This is a genomic window from Nocardiopsis sp. MT53 (genome assembly GCF_019598965.1).
In the GTDB taxonomy this organism is placed as follows: Bacteria; Actinomycetota; Actinomycetes; order Streptosporangiales; family Streptosporangiaceae; genus Nocardiopsis; species Nocardiopsis changdeensis.
In genome coordinates, this window is sequence record NZ_CP080599.1 from 5249871 (window position 1) to 5266359 (window position 16489).

A 16489-nucleotide genomic window follows, 5' to 3' on the forward strand; every position below is an offset into this window, starting at 1 on the left:
GAACGCTTCGTACAGCTTGGGTGTTCCCCGTGGTCCCGGGGATTTTCACCCCGCCCGGTAAAAACCGGGTGCGGACCCGGCCACGGAATCCCTAAGCTGCCGGTCGCGCGGGGTGCGAACGCCCCGTGCCGACGACGAGGGGGATGATCGGTGTGGCCGGGGTCATGACGTTGTGGCGTCCGACGGGGCCGGAGGAGCTGGACCTGGTGCGCGCGTCGGGGTGGCGGGAGTGGCCGCCGCGCCTGCCGGACCAGCCGATCTTCTACCCCGTCCTCAACGAGGACTACGCCGCCCGCATCGCCCGCGAGTGGAACCTGCCCCGGTCCGGGGCGGGGTACGTGACCCGCTTCGACGTGGACGCGGACTTCGCCGCCCGCTACCCGGTGCGGCAGGCGGGCGGGCGTACGATCCTGGAGCTGTGGGTGCCGGCCGAGGAGCTGGAGGAGTTCAACGCCCACCTGGTGGGTCCGATCCGCCTGGTGCTGTCGTTCTTGCCCGAGCACCCCGAGGGCCTGCGCCACGACGGGGACGGCACCGCCTCCTAGGCCGGCCCCTGAACCGGCCCCTCGCCGCGGCCCGGGGCGCCGCCCGCGCGGCCGTCCCGGGCCGCGGGCTCCCGGTGGGACAGCCACCCCACGAGGTCGTCGGTGAGGAACTCCCCCTCGTCCGCGACCCCGGGGCACAGCGCGCCCAGGTCCAGCAGCACCACCTCCGCCGACTCCCGCCCCGAGGCCGGGTCGAAGTCCGGGCCGGTCTCCCGCATGAGGAGCCCGCGGCCGCCGCCGTCGTCACCGACGAGCACCCACCCGGGCGCGTAGCGGGCGACCTCGAAGGCGGCGTTGCGCTCGGCCAGGGTGTGCGGGCCGTAGACCGCCGTCCCGTCCGCCAGGTACAGGCCGGGCGTGGCGCGCCACAGGTCGGCCACCGAGGGGTTGGGCGCCGGGGCGAGCCCGCCCCGGTGGCCGGCGAGCTCGGCGCGGGCCCCCTCGTCCACCGGGAGGCCGGGGTCGTCGGACTCCTCGCGCAGCCACGAGTCCCGCAGCGGCCCCGCCGGGTTGAGCCGCCGGACGGCGCCGGCGTCCTCCTCGTCCGGGGGCATGGTCCCGGCCAGCAGCAGGACGCCGAGGCGGTCGGCGCCCGTACCGAAGAACCCCTCGGAGTCCAACCGGCGCAGCGCCTCCTCCATGGACGCGAGCCGGGTCGCGTACTCGGCGAGGCGGTCCCGCTCGCCGGGGATGTCGAACAGGTCGCCGCGGGCCCCGAACGCCCGCACCACCTCCCCGAAGTGCTCCTCGTAGCCCCATACGGCGTACGGGCCGTCGGGCAGGCTCCAGGGGTGGGCCCCGGTGCGCGCCGCGCCCTCGGCCGAACCCGCCGCCAAGTACGGCGGGAGCGCCTCGCCCGTCGTCAGGAGCGCGAAGGCGTGGAAGTGCTCGGGGTGGCGCGCCCGCAGGTCGGCGACGGCGGCGCGGGTCGCCCCGGCGATCACGCGGGTCAGCTCCGGATCGGGTGCCGGGCGCACCGGGGCCGGCGGCTCCGAGGCTGTGGCCAGGGCGGCGAGCAGGGTCGCGGCGTCGGTCCGGCTCTCCGGTCCCGGGGAGGCGTCGCCGACGCACTCGTGCACCTCGTGGCGGTGGGGCGCGACCAGGTCGAGCACGGTGCGCAGGCGGCGGGCCGCCTCGGCGTGGTCGTCGCCGAACAGCCCGACCCGCAGCAGAGGTTCACTCGACCGGGCGCGCCGGGCCACCTCGGACACGCCCAGGCCCAGGACGCGGTGCAGGGCCGCCAGCACGGCGGCGGGCGGACGCTCGCGCAGGAGGACGTACGCGTTGACGGCGTTCGGATCGGTCACCGGCGCCCCTTTCCACGGTTCGGTCGCGGGGGACAGGTTAGCGGGGGCCGGGGACGGGGACCGCGGCGGATGTCCGCGCGGCCCGGGGCCGGGGATCCGCCCGCACCCGCGCTGGAGCGGGAGAAGACCCGTGCCGGGGAGGGGCCGCAGGCCCCGCCCCGGGGCACGGGGCCACGGCGAGGACGGCGGACGCGGCCGCGCACGGCGGCACGGGTACAGCGGGCGCCGCGGGCGTGTGAAGTGACACCACGTCATGCGTCCACCTGTGAGAACGTCACGGCCGGGTGGTGACACGGCGGGACTGCCGGGCGGGCGCGCCGCCGACTGTAATGGGGGCCATGTCCACTTCCACCACGGCAGTCATCGACGTCCAGAGCCTGAACATGAAGTACGGCGACTTCCACGCCGTCAAGGACCTGTCCTTCCAGGTGCGGCGCGGGGAGCTCTACGCCCTGCTCGGCACCAACGGGGCGGGCAAGACCTCGACCCTGGAGGCCGTCGAGGGCCACCGCGCCGCCACCTCCGGCACCGTCCGCGTCTTCGGCCGGGACCCGCGCGACCGCGGCGGCGTCCGCCCCCGGACGGGCATCATGCTCCAGGAGAGCGGCTTCTCCCCGGACCTCACGGTCCGGGAGTCGGTCCGGCTGTTCGGGACGCTCTCCCGGCGCACGGACCGCGTGGAGCGGCTGCTCGACCTGGTCGACCTCTCCCACCGGGCCGGCACCAGGGTGTCCCAGCTCTCCGGCGGCGAGAAGCGCAGGCTCGACTTCGCCACCGCCGTCTACGGGGGGCCCGAGCTGGTCTTCCTCGACGAGCCCACCACCGGCCTGGACATCCGCTCCAGAGACGCCCTGTGGGACGCCGTGGACCGGCTGCGCGAGGACGGCGCCACCGTCGTGCTCACCACGCACTACCTGGAGGAGGCCCAGCAGCGCGCCGACCGCATCGGGCTCATGCACCAGGGCACGCTGCGCCGCGAGGGGACCGTCTCCGAGCTCACCCGGACGCTGCCCGCGACCGTCCGCTTCTCCCTGCCGCCCTCCGCGCCGGTGCCGCCCCTGCCCGCCGTCCCCGGGGAGGGCGGGGCGCTCCTCGTCGAGACCCCCGCCCTGCAGAAGGACCTGCACGTCCTCCTGGACTGGGCGCGGGACCACGCGGTGGAGCTGCGCGACCTCCAGGCCGGGCCGACCCGGCTGGACGACGTCTTCCGCGCCATGGGCGCCGAGTAGCGGTCGGCGCGGCGCCCGACGACCCCTCCCGAACCTTCCAGACAAAGGACCCGCCATGCTCGCGATCGCTCAGGGTGAGCTGATCCAGATCTTCCGGAACCGGCTGGTGCTGGTCACCATGCTCGTCATGCCCGCGGCGGCCAGCGCGTTCTACATGTACCTGCAGGACCGCATCCCGTTCCTCGACCTCGGCGGCGTCGCCGCGATCCTGGTGTTCCTCGTGGTGACGATGGGGCTCTACACCACCGCGGTGACCACGCTCGCCTCCCGCCGCCAGAACCTCTACCTCAAGCGGCTGCGCTCCACCGCGCTGGACGACGCCCGCATCCTCACCGGGCTGCTGCTGCCGGTGACCGCCTTCGCGGTCGCGCAGACGGCCGTGGTCCTGACCGTGCTGTCGGTCGTCGCCGCCCCGCCGGAGCGGCCCCTGCTGCTGGTGGCGGCCGTGCTGGCGGCGGTCGTCATGATGATCGGCCTGGCGCTGGCCACCGCAGGGGTGACCAACTCGCCCGAGCACGCCCAGGTGACCACGCTGCCCGTCCTGATCGGCGTGCTGGCCGTCTCCGGCTGGGTGGGGTTCACCGGGGCGGAGGAGTTGGCGCCGCTCAAGCGGCTGCTGCCCGGCGGCGCGGCCACGGAACTGGTCGTCGGCGCCTGGAACGGCGGCGTCCCGCTCGCGGACTCCCTGCTCCTGCTGGCTCCGACCCTGGCCTGGGTGGTCGTCGCCGTGGCCCTGGCCTTCAGGGTCTTCCGCTGGGAGCCCCGCCGCTGACGGCGGGGCCCCGGCCGCCGGCCGTGCCGCCCGGTTCGAGGGCGCACGGGAGGGCGGCGCGGCGTCGGGGGACGCCTGGGGTACCGCCGCACGGCCGTATCGACGCCGTCGATACGGCCGTCGGTGTGTCGGGGGTCAGGCCTCGCCGAGGCGCGGCCTGGGGGCCAGGTCGGGGTCCAGGCTGCTCAGCGCGGTGACGACGTCGGCCAGCGCGTCGGCCAGGACCACCGGCTGACGGGGGCCGTCGGCGTGCGCGGTGTCGGCGCGCTCGTGGTCGTCGGGTCGGTGGTGGGGAAGCCGCCGGGGATCGAGGGTGACGGACATGTGGTTTCGGGCGCGGGGTCGAGGGGGCGCCCTTCTCCTTCCGGTGCGTTCGACGTCCTCGTGTCCGGCCGACCATGACTCCGGGTGACCGGGATGGTGTCGGCTTTACCAGGGATAGCAGGTCCGGATGACATTCTGCGGATACGGAGCGTGCCTGTGGATGAACAGCGTCCGGCCGCGGAGGCGCCGGCGGGGAATACGGGGGGTGTGTCCACCGTTCGAACGTGATAGTTTCGCAGGAAACTACTTCTTGGAAAGCTAGTTCAGGAGCGGGCCATGCAGTTCGGAATCTTCTCGGTCGGCGACGTGACCACCGACCCCACCACCGGCCGGACGCCGACGGAGCACGAGCGCATCAAGGCCATCATCGAGATCGCGCTCAAGGCCGAGGAGGTCGGGCTCGACGTCTTCGCGACCGGCGAGCACCACAACCCGCCGTTCGTGCCGTCCTCGCCGACCACCATGCTCGGCTACATCGCCGCGCGGACGGAACGGATCGTCCTGTCCACCGCGACCACCCTCATCACCACCAACGACCCGGTGAAGATCGCCGAGGACTACGCCTTCCTCCAGCACATCGCCGACGGCCGGGTGGACCTGATGATGGGCCGCGGCAACACCGGCCCGGTCTACCCCTGGTTCGGCTACGACATCCGCGAGGGCATCCCCATGGCCCTGGAGCACTACAACCTGCTGCACCGCCTCTGGCGCGAGGACGTCGTGAACTGGGAGGGCAAGTTCCGCACCCCGCTGCAGGGCTTCACCGCCACCCCGCGCCCGCTCGACGGCATCCCGCCGTTCGTGTGGCACGGCTCCATCCGCAGCCCGGAGATCGCCGAACAGGCCGCCTACTACGGTGACGGCTTCTTCCACAACAACATCTTCTGGCCGGCCACCCACACCAAGAAGCTCATCGCGCTGTACCGCCGCCGCTACGAGCACTACGGCCACGGCAAGGCCGAGCAGGCGATCGTCGGCCTGGGCGGACAGGTGTTCATGCGCAAGAACTCCCAGGACGCGGTCAAGGAGTTCCGGCCCTACTTCGACCACGCGCCCGTCTACGGCGGCGGACCCTCCCTGGAGGAGTTCACCCGGGAGACGCCGCTGACCGTCGGCAGCCCGCAGCAGGTCATCGACCGAACCCTGACCTTCCGCGAGATGTTCGGCGACTACCAGCGCCAGCTCTTCCTCATGGACCACGCGGGCCTGCCGCTCAAGACCGTCCTGGAGCAGCTGGACCTGCTGGGCGAGGAGGTCGTGCCGGTGCTGCGCAAGGAGTTCGCCGCCGGCCGCCCCGCGCACGTACCCGACGCGCCCACCCACGCCTCGATGCTCGCCGCCCGGCGGGCCGAGGACCGCAACGAGGAGAACACGGAGGCCAGGGAATGACCGTCCGCCGCATCGTCACCGTCTCGGCGGGGCTGAGCACCCCGTCGTCCTCCCGGCTGCTCGCCGACCGGCTCACCGCCGCCACCGAGCGCGCCCTGGGGGACGAGGGGATCCAGGCGCAGGTGCGCACGGTGGAACTGCGCGAACTCGCCCACGACGTCATGAACGCCATGGTCACCCAGGTGCCCACCGGCGACCTGCCCGGTGTGCTGTCCGACGTGGCCGGGGCCGACGGGATCATCGCGGTGACCCCGGTGTTCAACGCCTCCTACAGCGGACTGTTCAAGTCGTTCTTCGACGTGGTCGAGCAGGGGGCGCTGGACTCGGTCCCGGTGCTCGTCGGCGCCACCGGCGGCAGCCCGCGCCACTCGCTGGTCCTGGAGCACGCCCTGCGGCCGATGTTCACCTACGCCCGGGCGCTGGTCGTCCCGACCGGTGTCTACGCGGCCTCGGAGGACTGGGGCGCGGGCGACGAGGGCGCCCGCGAGCTCAACGAGCGCATCGAGCGGGCCGGCCGCCAGCTCGCCCGGCTGGCCGCCGACCACGAGCGGCGCGAGGAGGACCCCTACGACGAGCCGGTCGCCTTCGCCGACCTGATGTCCGGCCTGGGCACCTGACCCGCCCGTCCGCGCGGCCCCGACCGGGAACCCCCGGCCGGGGCCGCCCTGCTTCCGCCGGGAGAGGTCGTGGGCGACGGGCTGTGGCTGCTGCCCGACGAGGCGTGGGACCGGATCCCGCCGCCGCTCCCGGCCGGGGACTAGCCGCGGGGCGTGGCCCGGGCGTCCACCCAGGCGCACAGGTCCTCCAGCGCGGCCTCGGCGCGGTCGCGGTCCCCGGTGGTCAGCAGGTCGGTCTCCAGGCCGGAGAAGGCCGCGTTGAGCAGGGTCGCGGTCCGCAGGGCCTCGGCGGCGGGCAGCCCCCGCAGGGCCAGGCAGGAGGCCACGAACGCGGCCCGGCCGCGCACGAAGCCCGGCACCTCCACGGGCAGCCGGCCGGCGGCGGCGAGCCCCTCGATCTCCCGGATGAGCCGGGTCACGGCGATCTCCGGCTCCGCCAGGGTGCGCCGCCAGGTGTCGCGGACGATGTCGCCCACCGGGACCCCCGGGTCGTCCCAGCCGGGGGTGGCGCGCAGCGCCGCGTGCTGCACCTCGTCCAGCCGCTCCAGCACCGCGACGAGCAGGGCCTCCTTGCCGGAGAAGTGGTGGGTGAGGACCCGGGTGCTCTGCCCCAGGCCGCGGGCGAGGTCGCGCAGCGAGAAGTCGGCGGCGCCGATGCGGGCCAGCTCGGCGATGACGGCGTCCAGGACCTCGCGGCGGCGCTCGGGGTCGGCGGTTCGGGGCATGGGGCGCGATCACCTCTTCTTCCTTCGCCCCACGTTCGCACACCTATTAAGGAAACAGTTGTTACCCTAATCGCATGCGCTCATCCCGGTGGCTCCCCGCCCTCACCCTCACCGCCTTCGCGGTCCAGACCGACGACTTCGTGGTCATCGGCGTCCTGCCCGGGCTCGCCGCGGACCTGGCCGTCCCCCCGTCCGCCGCCGGCCAGCTTGTCACCCTCTACTCCCTGGGCTACGCGCTCACGGCACCGCTGTGGGCGCTCCTGCTGGCGCGGGTCCCGCCCCGGGCCGTGCTCACGTGCTCCCTGGCGGTCTTCACCGCGGCCAACCTCGCCGTGCCGCTCACCGAAGGGCTCGGCCCGCTGCTGGCGCTGCGCCTGCTGGCGGCCCTGTCCGCGGCCGTGGCCCTGCCCTGCGCCCTCGCCCTGACCGCCGCCCAGGCCCCGCCCGAGCGGCGCGGCCGCCACCTGGCCACCGTGATGACCGGGCTGACCGGGGCGGTCCTGCTCGGCGTCCCGCTGGGCGCCTGGGCCGGCGGCCTCTTCGGATGGCAGGCCGCCTTCGTGCTGGGCGGGCTGCTGGGCGCCGCCGCCCTGGCCGCCTCGGCCGCCACCGTGCCCGCCTCCGGGCCGGTGGGGGAGCGGCGCGGACCGGTGGACCTGATCCGTCCGCTCGCCTCCCGCGCCGTCGCCGCCGTCCTGGCCGCCACCGTGCTCACCGTCGCGGGCAACATCGCCTTCCAGACCTACCTCGCGGTGTTCCTGGCCGGCCTCGCGGGTGTGGGGCCCACCGCCCTGGGCGCGCTGCTGGTCGCCGCGGGGGTCGGCGGGCTGGTGGGCACCCGCGTCTCGGGGACGCTCGCGGACCGTGTCGGGCCGGGCCGCGCCTTCGCCGGGGCGGGCGCGGTGTTCTGCGCGGTGATGGTCGCGTTCGCCCTGCTGTGGTGGCTGCGCCCGGTGCCGGTCGCGGTGGTGGCGCTCCTGCTCGTGCCCTGGTCGGCCGCCGCCTGGGCGGTGCCGCCGGCGCTCCAGACGCTCATGGTCGCCCGCGTCGGCACGCGGACCGCCGGCCGGGCGCTGGCCGTGCACAGCTCGTCGGTGCACGTCGGCGCCGCCCTGGGCGCCGTGCTGGGAGGTGCCGCCGTCGCGCTCGGTCCCGGCCTGGTCCCGGCCGCCGCGGCCCTCGCCGCGGCGCTGGGCCTGGCCGCGGTCCCCCTCGTCCGCCGCCCCCGCCCCCTCCCGCACCCCTGACCGGACCCGGCGCCGCGCCCGAGGGGGAAGGGCGGACACCCGTGGGAGGGGGCCGGTGGGCCCGTACCCGGGCCGGGGTTTCCGAACGGTGTTCGGTAAGGTGGCCCGCATGGATCCCGTGCGCATCTACAGCCAGTCCCAGGAGCGTCTGATCGCCCTGGCCGGCGGCCTCGACGCCGCCGCGCTGGCCACCACCGTCCCCGCCTGCCCCGACTGGACCGTCCACCAGACCTACGCGCACCTGGCCGGACTGTGCGCCGACGTGGTCGCCGGAACCGTCACCCCGCCCGCCTCCGACGAGGTCACCGCCCGCCAGGTCGCGGAGCGGGAGGGCCGCGGCATCGCGGAGGTCTGCGACGAGTGGCGCGCGGGCACCCCCGCCCTGCTGGAACTGCTCGGCACCCAGAACCGCATGCGCTACCGCCTGCCCGTCGTGGACGTCTGGACCCACGAGAACGACATCCACGGCGCGCTGGGCCTGGACCCCGTCACCGAGCACGCCGATGCCCTGCTCGACTTCGCCCTCTCCGGGCTGGGCCGCGCCTGGCCCGAGCAGGCGCCCGGCCCGACTGTCACCGCCACCGACGCCGACCGCTCCTGGACCCTGGGCGCGGGCGGCGGCCCGCACTGGCGGGGCACCGCCTTCGAGCTCTACCGCGCCCTCATGGGGCGGCGCACCCCCGGCCAGATCGCCGCCATGGACTGGACCGGCGACCCTGCGCCGGTCCTGCCGGCCCTGTCCCTGCTGCCCGCCACCCGCGAGCCCCTCACCGTCTGATCCGCGCGCCGGGCCGGGGCGGTCCGCCGTACCCGGTCCCGCGAAGTACCGGTTTCCCCTCCATTGCGGGGCGACGGCGGCGGTGTTAATTTCTCCCCATCGGCTATGGGAGCGCTCCCTCACGGAGAGCGCCCCCACGGCCGGAACGGGCGCGGCCCCCGCCGCGCCCGGGCGGCGGCGCCGGTGCCGGTCCCGCCGGTGCCCCCTGCCCGTCCGCCGATCCTTCCGCACGAGATGACAACGTTGTCTCACGGTGTCGCATCCCGGGTCCTCCTGCTGCCCGGGATGCCCGCCACAAGAAGACAACGTTGTCCTCCGTCCTTGAGGAGAACCCCCCATGGTCCGACGTCTGCTCACGGCCCTCGTGGCCCTGACCGGGATCGCAGCCCTCGCCTTCGCGTGGGCCTCGCCCCCCGCGCCCTCCGGGGCGCACCTCACCGCCTCCGCGCAGGCCGACACCGGCTTCCGGATCGAGAACGGCCGCCTCGTCGACGCGGCCGGCAACGACTTCGTGATGCGGGGCGTCAACCACGCCCACACCTGGTACCCGCAGGAGACCGGGTCCCTCGCCGACATCAAGGAGCTGGGCGCCAACACCGTCCGCGTCGTGCTCAGCAGCGGCGACCGGTGGGCGGAGAACGGCGTCGCCGACGTGGCCGCCGTCGTCGACGACTGCAAGGCCAACCGCCTGATCTGCGTGCTGGAGGTGCACGACACCACCGGCTACGGCGAGCAGTCCGGGGCCGCCACCCTCGACCAGGCCGTCGACTACTGGCTGCGCGTCCAGGACGCCCTGCACGGCGAGGAGGACCACGTCCTCGTCAACATCGGCAACGAGCCCTACGGCAACGACCAGGCGACCGTGGCGAACTGGGCGTCCGACACCTCGGCGGCGATCGGCCGGCTGCGGGACGCGGGGTTCCACCACACCCTGGTCGCGGACGCGCCCAACTGGGGCCAGGACTGGTCGCACACCATGCGCGACGGCGCCGCGTCGGTCTTCGCCTCCGACCCGCACGCCAACACGCTCTTCTCGATCCACATGTACGGCGTCTACGCCCAGGAGTCCACCGTGGTCTCCTACCTGGAGCACTTCACGAACGCGGGCCTGCCGCTGATCGTCGGCGAGTTCGGCCACGACCACAGCGACGGGAACCCCGACGAGGACGCCATCCTGGAGCACACCCGGCGCCTGGGCCTGGGGTACCTCGGCTGGTCCTGGAGCGGCAACGGCGGGGGAGTGGAGTACCTCGACATGGTCGAGGGCTTCGACCCCGAACGGCTCACCCCCTGGGGCGAGCGGATCTTCCACGGGCCCGACGGCATCGCCGAGACCTCCGTCGAGGCGCCCGTCTACGGTGACGGGGAGCCCACGGAGGAGCCGACCGAGGAGCCCACCGAGGGCCCGGGCGGCGACGGCTGCGAGGCCGTCTACACGGTCGTCCAGGAATGGTCGGGCGGGTTCCGGGCCGACGTGACCGTCACCGCCGCCGAGGACCTGACCGGCTGGACCGTGAGCTGGACCCACGCCCCCGGGCAGCACGTCGTCCACGCGTGGAACGCCGAGGTGACCTCCGACGGTCCGGACGTCACCGCCGTGAACGCCTCCTACAACGGCACGCTCGCCTCGGGGCGGTCGACCACCTTCGGCTTCACCGGTTCCAGTGAGGGGAGCCCGCGGGTCCCGGCCCTGACCTGCCGCTCCTGACGCACGTTCCGTTCCCGGCCGCGCGGACCACCGGGTCCGCGCGGCCGGGGACCCCGGGTAAGGGGCGGATCAGGGGGTGTAGGGGAGGCGGTCGACCGCGCGCACCTCGCCCAGGGTGGACCACTCGTTGCGGCCCAGGCGGGCCAGCGGACGCAGCCGCTCCACCTCCGGCAGGCCGTCCCGGCCCAGCACGCCGTCGTCCACCGCCACGTGCACCACCCGGCCGAACACCACCGTGGAGGTGCCGAACCCCACCGTCGAGTGCAGCGTGCACTCCAGCGCCACCGGGGAGGCCGCGACCCGGGGCGGGCGCACGGCCGCGCTCTCCTCGCGCGTGATCCCCAGCGCCTCGAACTCGTCCACCTCGGGCGGGTAGGCGGTCCCGGAGGCGTTCACCTCCTTCCACAGCGGCTCGGAGGCCAGGTTCACCACGAACTCGCCGGTGGCCTCCGCGTTGCGCAGGGAGTCCTTGCGGCCGGTGGAGGTGAACTGCACGATCGCCGGATCGGCGCAGGCGATGGTGAAGAAGGAGTGCGGCGCGAGGTTGTCCACGCCGTCGGCGGAGGTGGTGGAGACCCAGGCGATCGGCCGCGGGACCACCACCGCGGTGATCATCCGGTAGAAGGCCCGGCCGGGCAGGTCCTGGGGAGTCCATTCGGTACGCATCACCACCGATTATCCACAGGGGGAGGCCGCCCCGTGAGGGCGGCGGGGCCAGGGGGCATACCGGGGTCATGGAACTGGTCTCAGCAGACGACATCCGCGCCGCGGCCGCCCGCCTCCAGGGCTCGGTCGTGCGCACCCCCCTGACCGCCGGACCCGCCCAGGGGCCGCCGTTCCTCGTCAAACCCGAGAGCCTCCAGCCCACCGGGGCCTTCAAGCTGCGCGGCGCCACCAACGCCGTCGCCCTGCTCACCCCCGCCCAGCGCGCCCGCGGCGTCATCACCCACTCCTCCGGCAACCACGGCCAGGCCCTGGCCTACGCCGCCGCCCGGCTGGGCGTCCCCTGCACGGTGGTCGTCCCCGACAACGCTCCCGAGGTCAAGGTGGAGCGGATGCGGGACCGCGGGGCCCGGGTGGTCCTCGTCCCACCGGAGCGGCGGGCCGAGGTCGCCGAGGAGACGGCGCGCGCCGAGCTGCTGGCGCTGGTCCCGCCGTTCGACGACCCGGCCGTCATCGCCGGCCAGGGCACGGTGGGCCTGGAGATCCTGGAGCAGTCGCCGGAGGTGACCACGATCGTCGTCCCGGTCGGCGGGGGCGGGCTGGCCTCGGGGGTGGCCACGGCGGCGCGGACCGTCCACCCGCGCCGGATACGGGTCGTCGGGGTCGAGCCCGAGCTGGCCGCCGACGCCGCCGAGAGCCTGGAGCGGGGCCTGCGGGTCCCCTGGGAGCCCGCGCGCACCCACCGCACCATGGCCGACGGGGTGCGGGTGTGCCTGTCCGACCTCACCTTCGAGCACCTGCGCCGGCGGCTGGACGCGATCGTCACCGTCACCGAGGACGAGATCGCCCGCGCGGTCGCGCACCTGGCCCTGGGGGCGCGGGTGGTGGCCGAGCCCAGCGGGGCGCTGGCCGCGGCGGCGGTCCTGGCCGGCCGGGTGGCCGTGGAGCCGGGCAGACCGGAGGCCACGGTCGCGGTGGTCTCCGGCGGCAACGTCGACCCGGACCTGTTCGCCCGGATCATCGCCGAGCACCGCTGATCCGGGAGGGGGCCGGAACGCGGGCGAAAGGAGGGAGGGGGCGCCGAAGCCGCGAGATCCCGGCGGTGCGGCCGGCCCCAGGAGACCGGCACGGGAGGCTCCACGGTGCGCGAAGCCCGGGGCGGGGGACTCTCAGGGGGCCGCGGTGCCGGAGCGCTGCCGGTCGGCGGCCTCGCGGCGGGCCCGCTCCTCGCGGTCCTCGCGGCGGCGCAGCGCCATGTCACCGAGGGCGGCCGCGCCGAAGGCCAGGGCGATCCCGGTGATCAGCAGCAGGGTCCACAGGGCGGTGCCGAAGGAGTCGGGGTCGGTCAACGGGGCCTCCAGGGGGTGCGGAACGCCGACCCCACAACCGTAATAGGCGTTAACTTCCGAACCCAGTGTTCGCGGGGGTGAACTGTGCCATACCGCACACACGAAGGGCCGGGGCCGCGCGGCCCCGGCCCCCGCGGACGGCGACTAGAGGATGGACCCCGGCGTGTACGCCGCGGCCTCCGGGTGCAGCGCCGCGAGCGCGTCGATCCGCTCCACCACGGCGCCGACCTGGTCGGCCGCCGCGCCCGTGAACGTGATCCGGTCCGCGAGCAGCGCGTCCAGGGCCGCCCGGTCCAGCGGGAACCGCTCGTCCCCGCCCAACCGCTCCAGCAGCCGGTTGCCCGTGCCCTCACGGCGCATCGCCAGCGCCGAGCCCACGGCGTGCTCCTTGATCAGCTCGTGCGCCGTCTCCCGGCCCACGCCCTCGCGCACCGCGGCCATCAGCATCTTGGTGGTCGCCAGGAACGGCAGGTACCGGTCCAGCTCCGCCGAGATCACCGCGGGGAAGGCGCCGAACTCGTCCAGCACCGTCAGCATCGTCTCGACCAGGCCGTCGAAGGCGAAGAACGCGTCCGGCAGCGCCACCCGGCGCACCACCGAGCACGACACGTCGCCCTCGTTCCACTGGTCGCCGGCCAGCTCGCCGGCCATCGACGCGTACCCGCGCAGGACCACCGTCAGGCCGTTGACCCGCTCGCAGGAGCGCGTGTTCATCTTGTGCGGCATCGCGGAGGAGCCCACCTGGCCCTCGGCGAAGCCCTCGGTGACCAGCTCGTGCCCGGCCATCAGCCGGATCGTCTTGGCCAGCGACGACGGGCCCGCCGCCAGCTGCACCAGCGCCGTCAGCACGTCGAAGTCCAGCGACCGCGGGTACACCTGGCCCACGCTCGTGAACCGGTGGGCGAACCCCAGGTGGGCGGCCACCTCGTCCTCCAGCTGCGCCAGCGCGGCCCGGTCCCCGCCCAGCAGGTCCAGCATGTCCTGGGCGGTGCCCACCGGGCCCTTGATGCCGCGCAGCGGGTAGCGGCCGATCAGGTCCTCCAGCCGCCCGAGCGCCACGAGCACCTCGTCGGCGATCGACGCGAACCGCTTGCCCAGCGTGGTGGCCTGCGCCGCCACGTTGTGCGACCGCCCGGCCATCACCGTCGTCCCGTACTCGGCGGACAGGCGGCCCAGGCGCGCCAGCAGCGCCACCGTGCGGTCGCGCACGAGCAGCAGGCTGTCGCGGATCTGCAGCTGCTCGACGTTCTCGGTGAGGTCGCGCGAGGTCATGCCCTTGTGCACGTGCTCGTGCCCGGCCAGGGCGTTGAACTCCTCGATCCGCGCCTTGACGTCGTGGCGGGTGACCCGCTCACGGGCGGCGATGGACTCCAGGTCCACCTGCTCCAGGACCTTCTCGTAGTCGGCCACCACGCCGTCGGGGACGTCCACGCCCAGGCGCGCCTGCGCCCGCAGGACGGCCAGCCACAGCCGCCGCTCGGCGACCACCTTGTACTCCGGGGACCACAGCCGGGTCAGCTCGGCCGAGGCGTACCGGGCGGCCAGGACATCGGGGATAACGGGTTTCGCGCTCACGTTCGTCCACCCTACCGTCCTGAGCAGGCACGCCCGCGACCAGGCGAGGCCTTGCGGCCCGCGCCGCGGGGGCGGCCGGGGTAGGGGCGGCACTACCCCCGACCCGGTGGCCCGGCGGATTCCCCGGGCGCCCCCCGGCTTCCTACCGTGGAGGCATGACCACAGGCACCGTACGGCAGCGCACCCCGGGCGCACCCGCCGACCTCCTCCGGGCGATGGCCCGACCGGGCTTCCCCGTCTCCCGATGGTCGCTGAGGGCGATCACCTACACCGCCACCACCATGGTGATCGGGATCGCCGCCATGGCCGTCGCCTTCCCCTTGTACGGGCCCTGGCTGGTCGTGGTCATCGCCCTGTTCGACGCGCCCCCGGGCCCCGGGGACCGGGCGTTCCTGCTGGTCTCGGGGACCCTGAGCGGCCTGGCCACGGTCGCGTTCTTCGGGCCGCTGGTCGGGATCCCGCTGGGGGCGGTGGAGCGCCGCCGACTGCGCCTGGTCTCGCCCGGCCTCGCCGACAGCGGCCACCGCGTCCCCCCGCCCGGGCTGTGGGGCTGGATCAAGACCCGCTACACCGAGGCCGCCACCTGGCGCGAGGTCGCCTACCTCTTCCTGCTCATGGTCATCGCCTTCTCGCTCTTCACGGTGATGGGCATGCTGCTGATCTTCGCCGTCGTCCTGCTGGCGGGACCGGTCCTGGTCGGGGACGCCCCCGGCTCCGAGGTGAGCCTGGGCTTCGTCACCGCCACCACCGTCGAGGAGGCGCTGCCGCTGACCCTGCTCTCCCCGGTCGCCCTCCTGGCCGCCGTCTACCTGAGCGGCGTCACCTCCTACGGCCACGGGGTCCTGGCCCGCGCCCTGCTGGTCGGCCCGCCCAAGGAGGAGCTGCGCGCCGAGCTCACCGAGGTCACCCACTCCCGGGCCCGCCTCGTCGACGCCTTCGAGTACGAGCGCCGCCGCATCGAACGCGACCTGCACGACGGGGCGCAGCAGCGCCTGGTGGCCCTGAACATGGACCTGGGCATGGCCCGGCTGGACGTCGAGGAGGGCTCGGAGGCCGACCGCCGCCTGGCCGCCGCCCAGCGCAAGGCCGACGAGCTCATCACCGAGCTGCGCGAACTCGTCCGCGGCATCCACCCGCGCGTCCTCACCGACCGCGGCCTGCCCGCCGCCCTGGCCGAACTCGCCGACCACTCGCCCGTCCCGGTCACCGTCCAGGCGGAGCTGCCCCGCCGACTCCCCTCCCACGTGGAGGGCACCGCCTACTTCGTGGTCGCCGAGGCGCTCACCAACGTCTACAAGCACACCGAGGCCAACGCCGCCACCGTGCACGCCTCCCTGGTCCCCGCCGCCCACGGCGACGCCCTGGTGGTGGAGGTCACCGACTACGGGCCCGGCGGCGCCGACCCGGCGCGCGGCAGCGGCCTGACCGGGATGCGCGACCGGGTCGCGGTCATGGGCGGCACAATGGACCTGACCAGCCCCCAGGGGGGTCCGACCCGCATCCGAGTGGAGCTGCCGTGCACGATCGACCGGACGGATCCGAGGTGACGCCCGTCCCCACCGTGCTCGCCGAGGACGGCGTGCTGCTGCGGGAGGGCCTGGTGGGCGTGCTGGAGCGCTTCGGGTTCCCCGTGGTGGCCGCCGTCGGCGACGGTGACGCCCTGCTCAGGGCCGTGGACGAGCACCGCCCCGGACTGGTCGTCACCGACATCCGCATGCCCCCGGACTTCACCGACGAGGGGCTGCGCGCCGCCGTCGAGCTGCGCCGCCGCCACTCCGATCTGGCGGTGGTGGCGCTCAGCCAGTACGTCGAGCTCAGCTATGCCTCCGACCTGCTCGACTCCGGGGCGGGGCGCGGCGTGGGCTACCTGCTCAAACAGCGGGTGGGCGACGTGCGCGAGTTCGCGACGGTGCTGCGCCGCGTGGTGGAGGGCGCGACCTTCGTCGACCCCGAGGTGGTCCGCCAGCTGCTGCGCCGCCGCTCCGACCCGCTGGAGCGCCTCACCCCGCGCGAGCGCGAGGTGCTGGCGCTGATGGCCGAGGGCCACTCCAACGGGGCGATCGCCCGCCGCCTGGTGGTCAGCGACGCCGCCGTCGGCAAGCACGTCGGCAACATCCTCGCCAAGCTCGACCTGCCGCCCGACGAGGACGTGCACCGCCGCGTCCAGGCCGTGCTGGCCTACCTGCGCGGCAACTGAACGGCCGCCGGGCGGGCCCACGGCTCCGCGGTCGGGCGGCCCGCGTCCGCGGGTGCGGTGCGGG

The 16489-nt window shown here is 74.7% G+C and carries 17 protein-coding genes; 11 read left to right on the forward strand and 6 right to left on the reverse strand.

Annotation, left to right across the window (positions count from 1 at the left end; translation table 11 throughout):
- The first annotated feature begins 143 nt into the window (after positions 1-143).
- Positions 144-545, forward strand: a complete 402-nt coding sequence (locus K1J57_RS23140; RefSeq protein WP_370634688.1) for an ADP-ribosylation/crystallin J1 — start codon at positions 144-146, stop codon at positions 543-545.
- On the opposite strand, the gene K1J57_RS23145 is transcribed toward K1J57_RS23140, so the two are convergent.
- A complete protein-coding gene (locus tag K1J57_RS23145; protein ID WP_220560726.1) occupies positions 542-1852 on the reverse strand; it encodes a DUF4303 domain-containing protein in 1311 nt (436 codons plus the stop codon). The two genes, K1J57_RS23140 and K1J57_RS23145, sit on opposite strands and share 4 nt — an antisense overlap.
- 338 nt (positions 1853-2190) lie before the next feature.
- Here K1J57_RS23145 and K1J57_RS23150 point away from each other — a divergent pair, with 338 nt between their 5' ends.
- The gene (locus K1J57_RS23150) at positions 2191-3081 is read left to right on the forward strand and encodes an ABC transporter ATP-binding protein (RefSeq protein WP_220560727.1); all 891 of its coding nucleotides are present in this window, start codon (positions 2191-2193) and stop codon (positions 3079-3081) included.
- 55 nt (positions 3082-3136) lie between these two features.
- Positions 3137-3853 carry an ABC transporter permease gene (locus K1J57_RS23155; RefSeq protein ID WP_220560728.1) on the forward strand — a complete coding sequence of 239 codons (717 nt, stop codon included), beginning with the start codon at positions 3137-3139 and terminating at the stop codon, positions 3851-3853.
- Between the two features lie 135 nt (positions 3854-3988).
- Here K1J57_RS23155 and K1J57_RS23160 read toward each other — a convergent pair whose 3' ends face one another.
- Positions 3989-4177, reverse strand: coding sequence for a hypothetical protein (locus K1J57_RS23160; RefSeq protein WP_220560730.1), 189 nt, complete (start codon positions 4175-4177; stop codon positions 3989-3991).
- A gap of 276 nt (positions 4178-4453) precedes the next feature.
- Between K1J57_RS23160 and K1J57_RS23165 the strand changes: the two genes are divergently transcribed.
- Together K1J57_RS23165 and K1J57_RS23170 are read left to right on the forward strand one after the other, a co-directional pair.
- The gene (locus K1J57_RS23165; RefSeq protein ID WP_220560731.1) at positions 4454-5566 is read left to right on the forward strand and encodes an LLM class flavin-dependent oxidoreductase; all 1113 of its coding nucleotides are present in this window, start codon (positions 4454-4456) and stop codon (positions 5564-5566) included.
- Positions 5563-6183 carry an FMN reductase gene (locus K1J57_RS23170; protein ID WP_220560732.1) on the forward strand — a complete coding sequence of 207 codons (621 nt, stop codon included), beginning with the start codon at positions 5563-5565 and terminating at the stop codon, positions 6181-6183. The genes K1J57_RS23165 and K1J57_RS23170 overlap by 4 nt, the downstream gene beginning before the upstream one ends.
- 140 nt (positions 6184-6323) lie before the next feature.
- On the opposite strand, the gene K1J57_RS23175 is transcribed toward K1J57_RS23170, so the two are convergent.
- The gene (locus K1J57_RS23175) at positions 6324-6908 is read right to left on the reverse strand and encodes a TetR/AcrR family transcriptional regulator (RefSeq protein ID WP_220560733.1); all 585 of its coding nucleotides are present in this window, start codon (positions 6906-6908) and stop codon (positions 6324-6326) included.
- 74 nt (positions 6909-6982) lie between these two features.
- Between K1J57_RS23175 and K1J57_RS23180 the strand changes: the two genes are divergently transcribed.
- The 3 genes from K1J57_RS23180 (at position 6983) to K1J57_RS23190 (ending at position 10641) form a co-directional block, all read left to right on the forward strand.
- Positions 6983-8155 (forward strand): MFS transporter, encoded by a 1173-nt coding sequence (locus K1J57_RS23180; RefSeq protein ID WP_220560734.1) that lies wholly within the window; start codon positions 6983-6985, stop codon positions 8153-8155.
- A gap of 109 nt (positions 8156-8264) precedes the next feature.
- On the forward strand, positions 8265-8933 hold the full coding sequence (locus K1J57_RS23185; RefSeq protein ID WP_220560735.1) for a maleylpyruvate isomerase family mycothiol-dependent enzyme: 669 nt from the start codon (positions 8265-8267) through the stop codon (positions 8931-8933).
- 337 nt (positions 8934-9270) lie between these two features.
- On the forward strand, positions 9271-10641 hold the full coding sequence (locus tag K1J57_RS23190; protein WP_220560736.1) for a cellulase family glycosylhydrolase: 1371 nt from the start codon (positions 9271-9273) through the stop codon (positions 10639-10641).
- A 69-nt stretch (positions 10642-10710) separates the two neighbouring features.
- Here the strand turns inward: K1J57_RS23190 and K1J57_RS23195 are convergent, their stop codons facing one another.
- Positions 10711-11307: a flavin reductase family protein gene (locus K1J57_RS23195; RefSeq protein WP_220560737.1), complete on the reverse strand. Its 597-nt coding sequence runs from the start codon at positions 11305-11307 to the stop codon at positions 10711-10713.
- Positions 11308-11375: 68 nt separating this feature from the next.
- On the opposite strand from K1J57_RS23195, the gene K1J57_RS23200 reads away from it, so the two are divergent.
- Positions 11376-12341 carry a threonine/serine dehydratase gene (locus K1J57_RS23200; RefSeq protein ID WP_220560738.1) on the forward strand — a complete coding sequence of 322 codons (966 nt, stop codon included), beginning with the start codon at positions 11376-11378 and terminating at the stop codon, positions 12339-12341.
- Positions 12342-12473: 132 nt separating this feature from the next.
- Here the strand turns inward: K1J57_RS23200 and K1J57_RS23205 are convergent, their stop codons facing one another.
- Both K1J57_RS23205 and purB read right to left on the reverse strand, forming a co-directional pair.
- Positions 12474-12653 carry a histidine kinase gene (locus K1J57_RS23205; protein ID WP_220560739.1) on the reverse strand — a complete coding sequence of 60 codons (180 nt, stop codon included), beginning with the start codon at positions 12651-12653 and terminating at the stop codon, positions 12474-12476.
- Positions 12654-12797: 144 nt separating this feature from the next.
- Positions 12798-14228, reverse strand: coding sequence for an adenylosuccinate lyase (purB, locus tag K1J57_RS23210; RefSeq protein ID WP_220560741.1), 1431 nt, complete (start codon positions 14226-14228; stop codon positions 12798-12800).
- A gap of 155 nt (positions 14229-14383) precedes the next feature.
- Here purB and K1J57_RS23215 point away from each other — a divergent pair, with 155 nt between their 5' ends.
- Together K1J57_RS23215 and K1J57_RS23220 are read left to right on the forward strand one after the other, a co-directional pair.
- A complete protein-coding gene (locus K1J57_RS23215; RefSeq protein ID WP_220560742.1) occupies positions 14384-15775 on the forward strand; it encodes a sensor domain-containing protein in 1392 nt (463 codons plus the stop codon).
- Entirely contained in the window at positions 15745-16425 is a 681-nt protein-coding gene (locus K1J57_RS23220; RefSeq protein WP_255646521.1) for a response regulator transcription factor, read from the forward strand. Before K1J57_RS23215 ends, K1J57_RS23220 begins: the two co-directional genes overlap by 31 nt.
- Positions 16426-16489: the final 64 nt, after the last annotated feature.

Coding starts and splice junctions, on each gene's coding strand:
- K1J57_RS23180 (WP_220560734.1), top strand. CDS start 6,983: ATGCGCTCATCCCGGTGGCTCCCCGCCCTCACCCTCACCGCCTTCGCG.
- K1J57_RS23195 (WP_220560737.1), bottom strand. CDS start 11,307: ATGCGTACCGAATGGACTCCCCAGGACCTGCCCGGCCGGGCCTTCTAC.
- K1J57_RS23165 (WP_220560731.1), top strand. CDS start 4,454: ATGCAGTTCGGAATCTTCTCGGTCGGCGACGTGACCACCGACCCCACC.
- K1J57_RS23170 (WP_220560732.1), top strand. CDS start 5,563: ATGACCGTCCGCCGCATCGTCACCGTCTCGGCGGGGCTGAGCACCCCG.
- K1J57_RS23140 (WP_370634688.1), top strand. CDS start 144: ATGATCGGTGTGGCCGGGGTCATGACGTTGTGGCGTCCGACGGGGCCG.
- K1J57_RS23150 (WP_220560727.1), top strand. CDS start 2,191: ATGTCCACTTCCACCACGGCAGTCATCGACGTCCAGAGCCTGAACATG.
- K1J57_RS23190 (WP_220560736.1), top strand. CDS start 9,271: ATGGTCCGACGTCTGCTCACGGCCCTCGTGGCCCTGACCGGGATCGCA.
- K1J57_RS23215 (WP_220560742.1), top strand. CDS start 14,384: ATGACCACAGGCACCGTACGGCAGCGCACCCCGGGCGCACCCGCCGAC.
- K1J57_RS23200 (WP_220560738.1), top strand. CDS start 11,376: ATGGAACTGGTCTCAGCAGACGACATCCGCGCCGCGGCCGCCCGCCTC.
- K1J57_RS23175 (WP_220560733.1), bottom strand. CDS start 6,908: ATGCCCCGAACCGCCGACCCCGAGCGCCGCCGCGAGGTCCTGGACGCC.
- K1J57_RS23160 (WP_220560730.1), bottom strand. CDS start 4,177: ATGTCCGTCACCCTCGATCCCCGGCGGCTTCCCCACCACCGACCCGAC.
- K1J57_RS23185 (WP_220560735.1), top strand. CDS start 8,265: ATGGATCCCGTGCGCATCTACAGCCAGTCCCAGGAGCGTCTGATCGCC.
- K1J57_RS23155 (WP_220560728.1), top strand. CDS start 3,137: ATGCTCGCGATCGCTCAGGGTGAGCTGATCCAGATCTTCCGGAACCGG.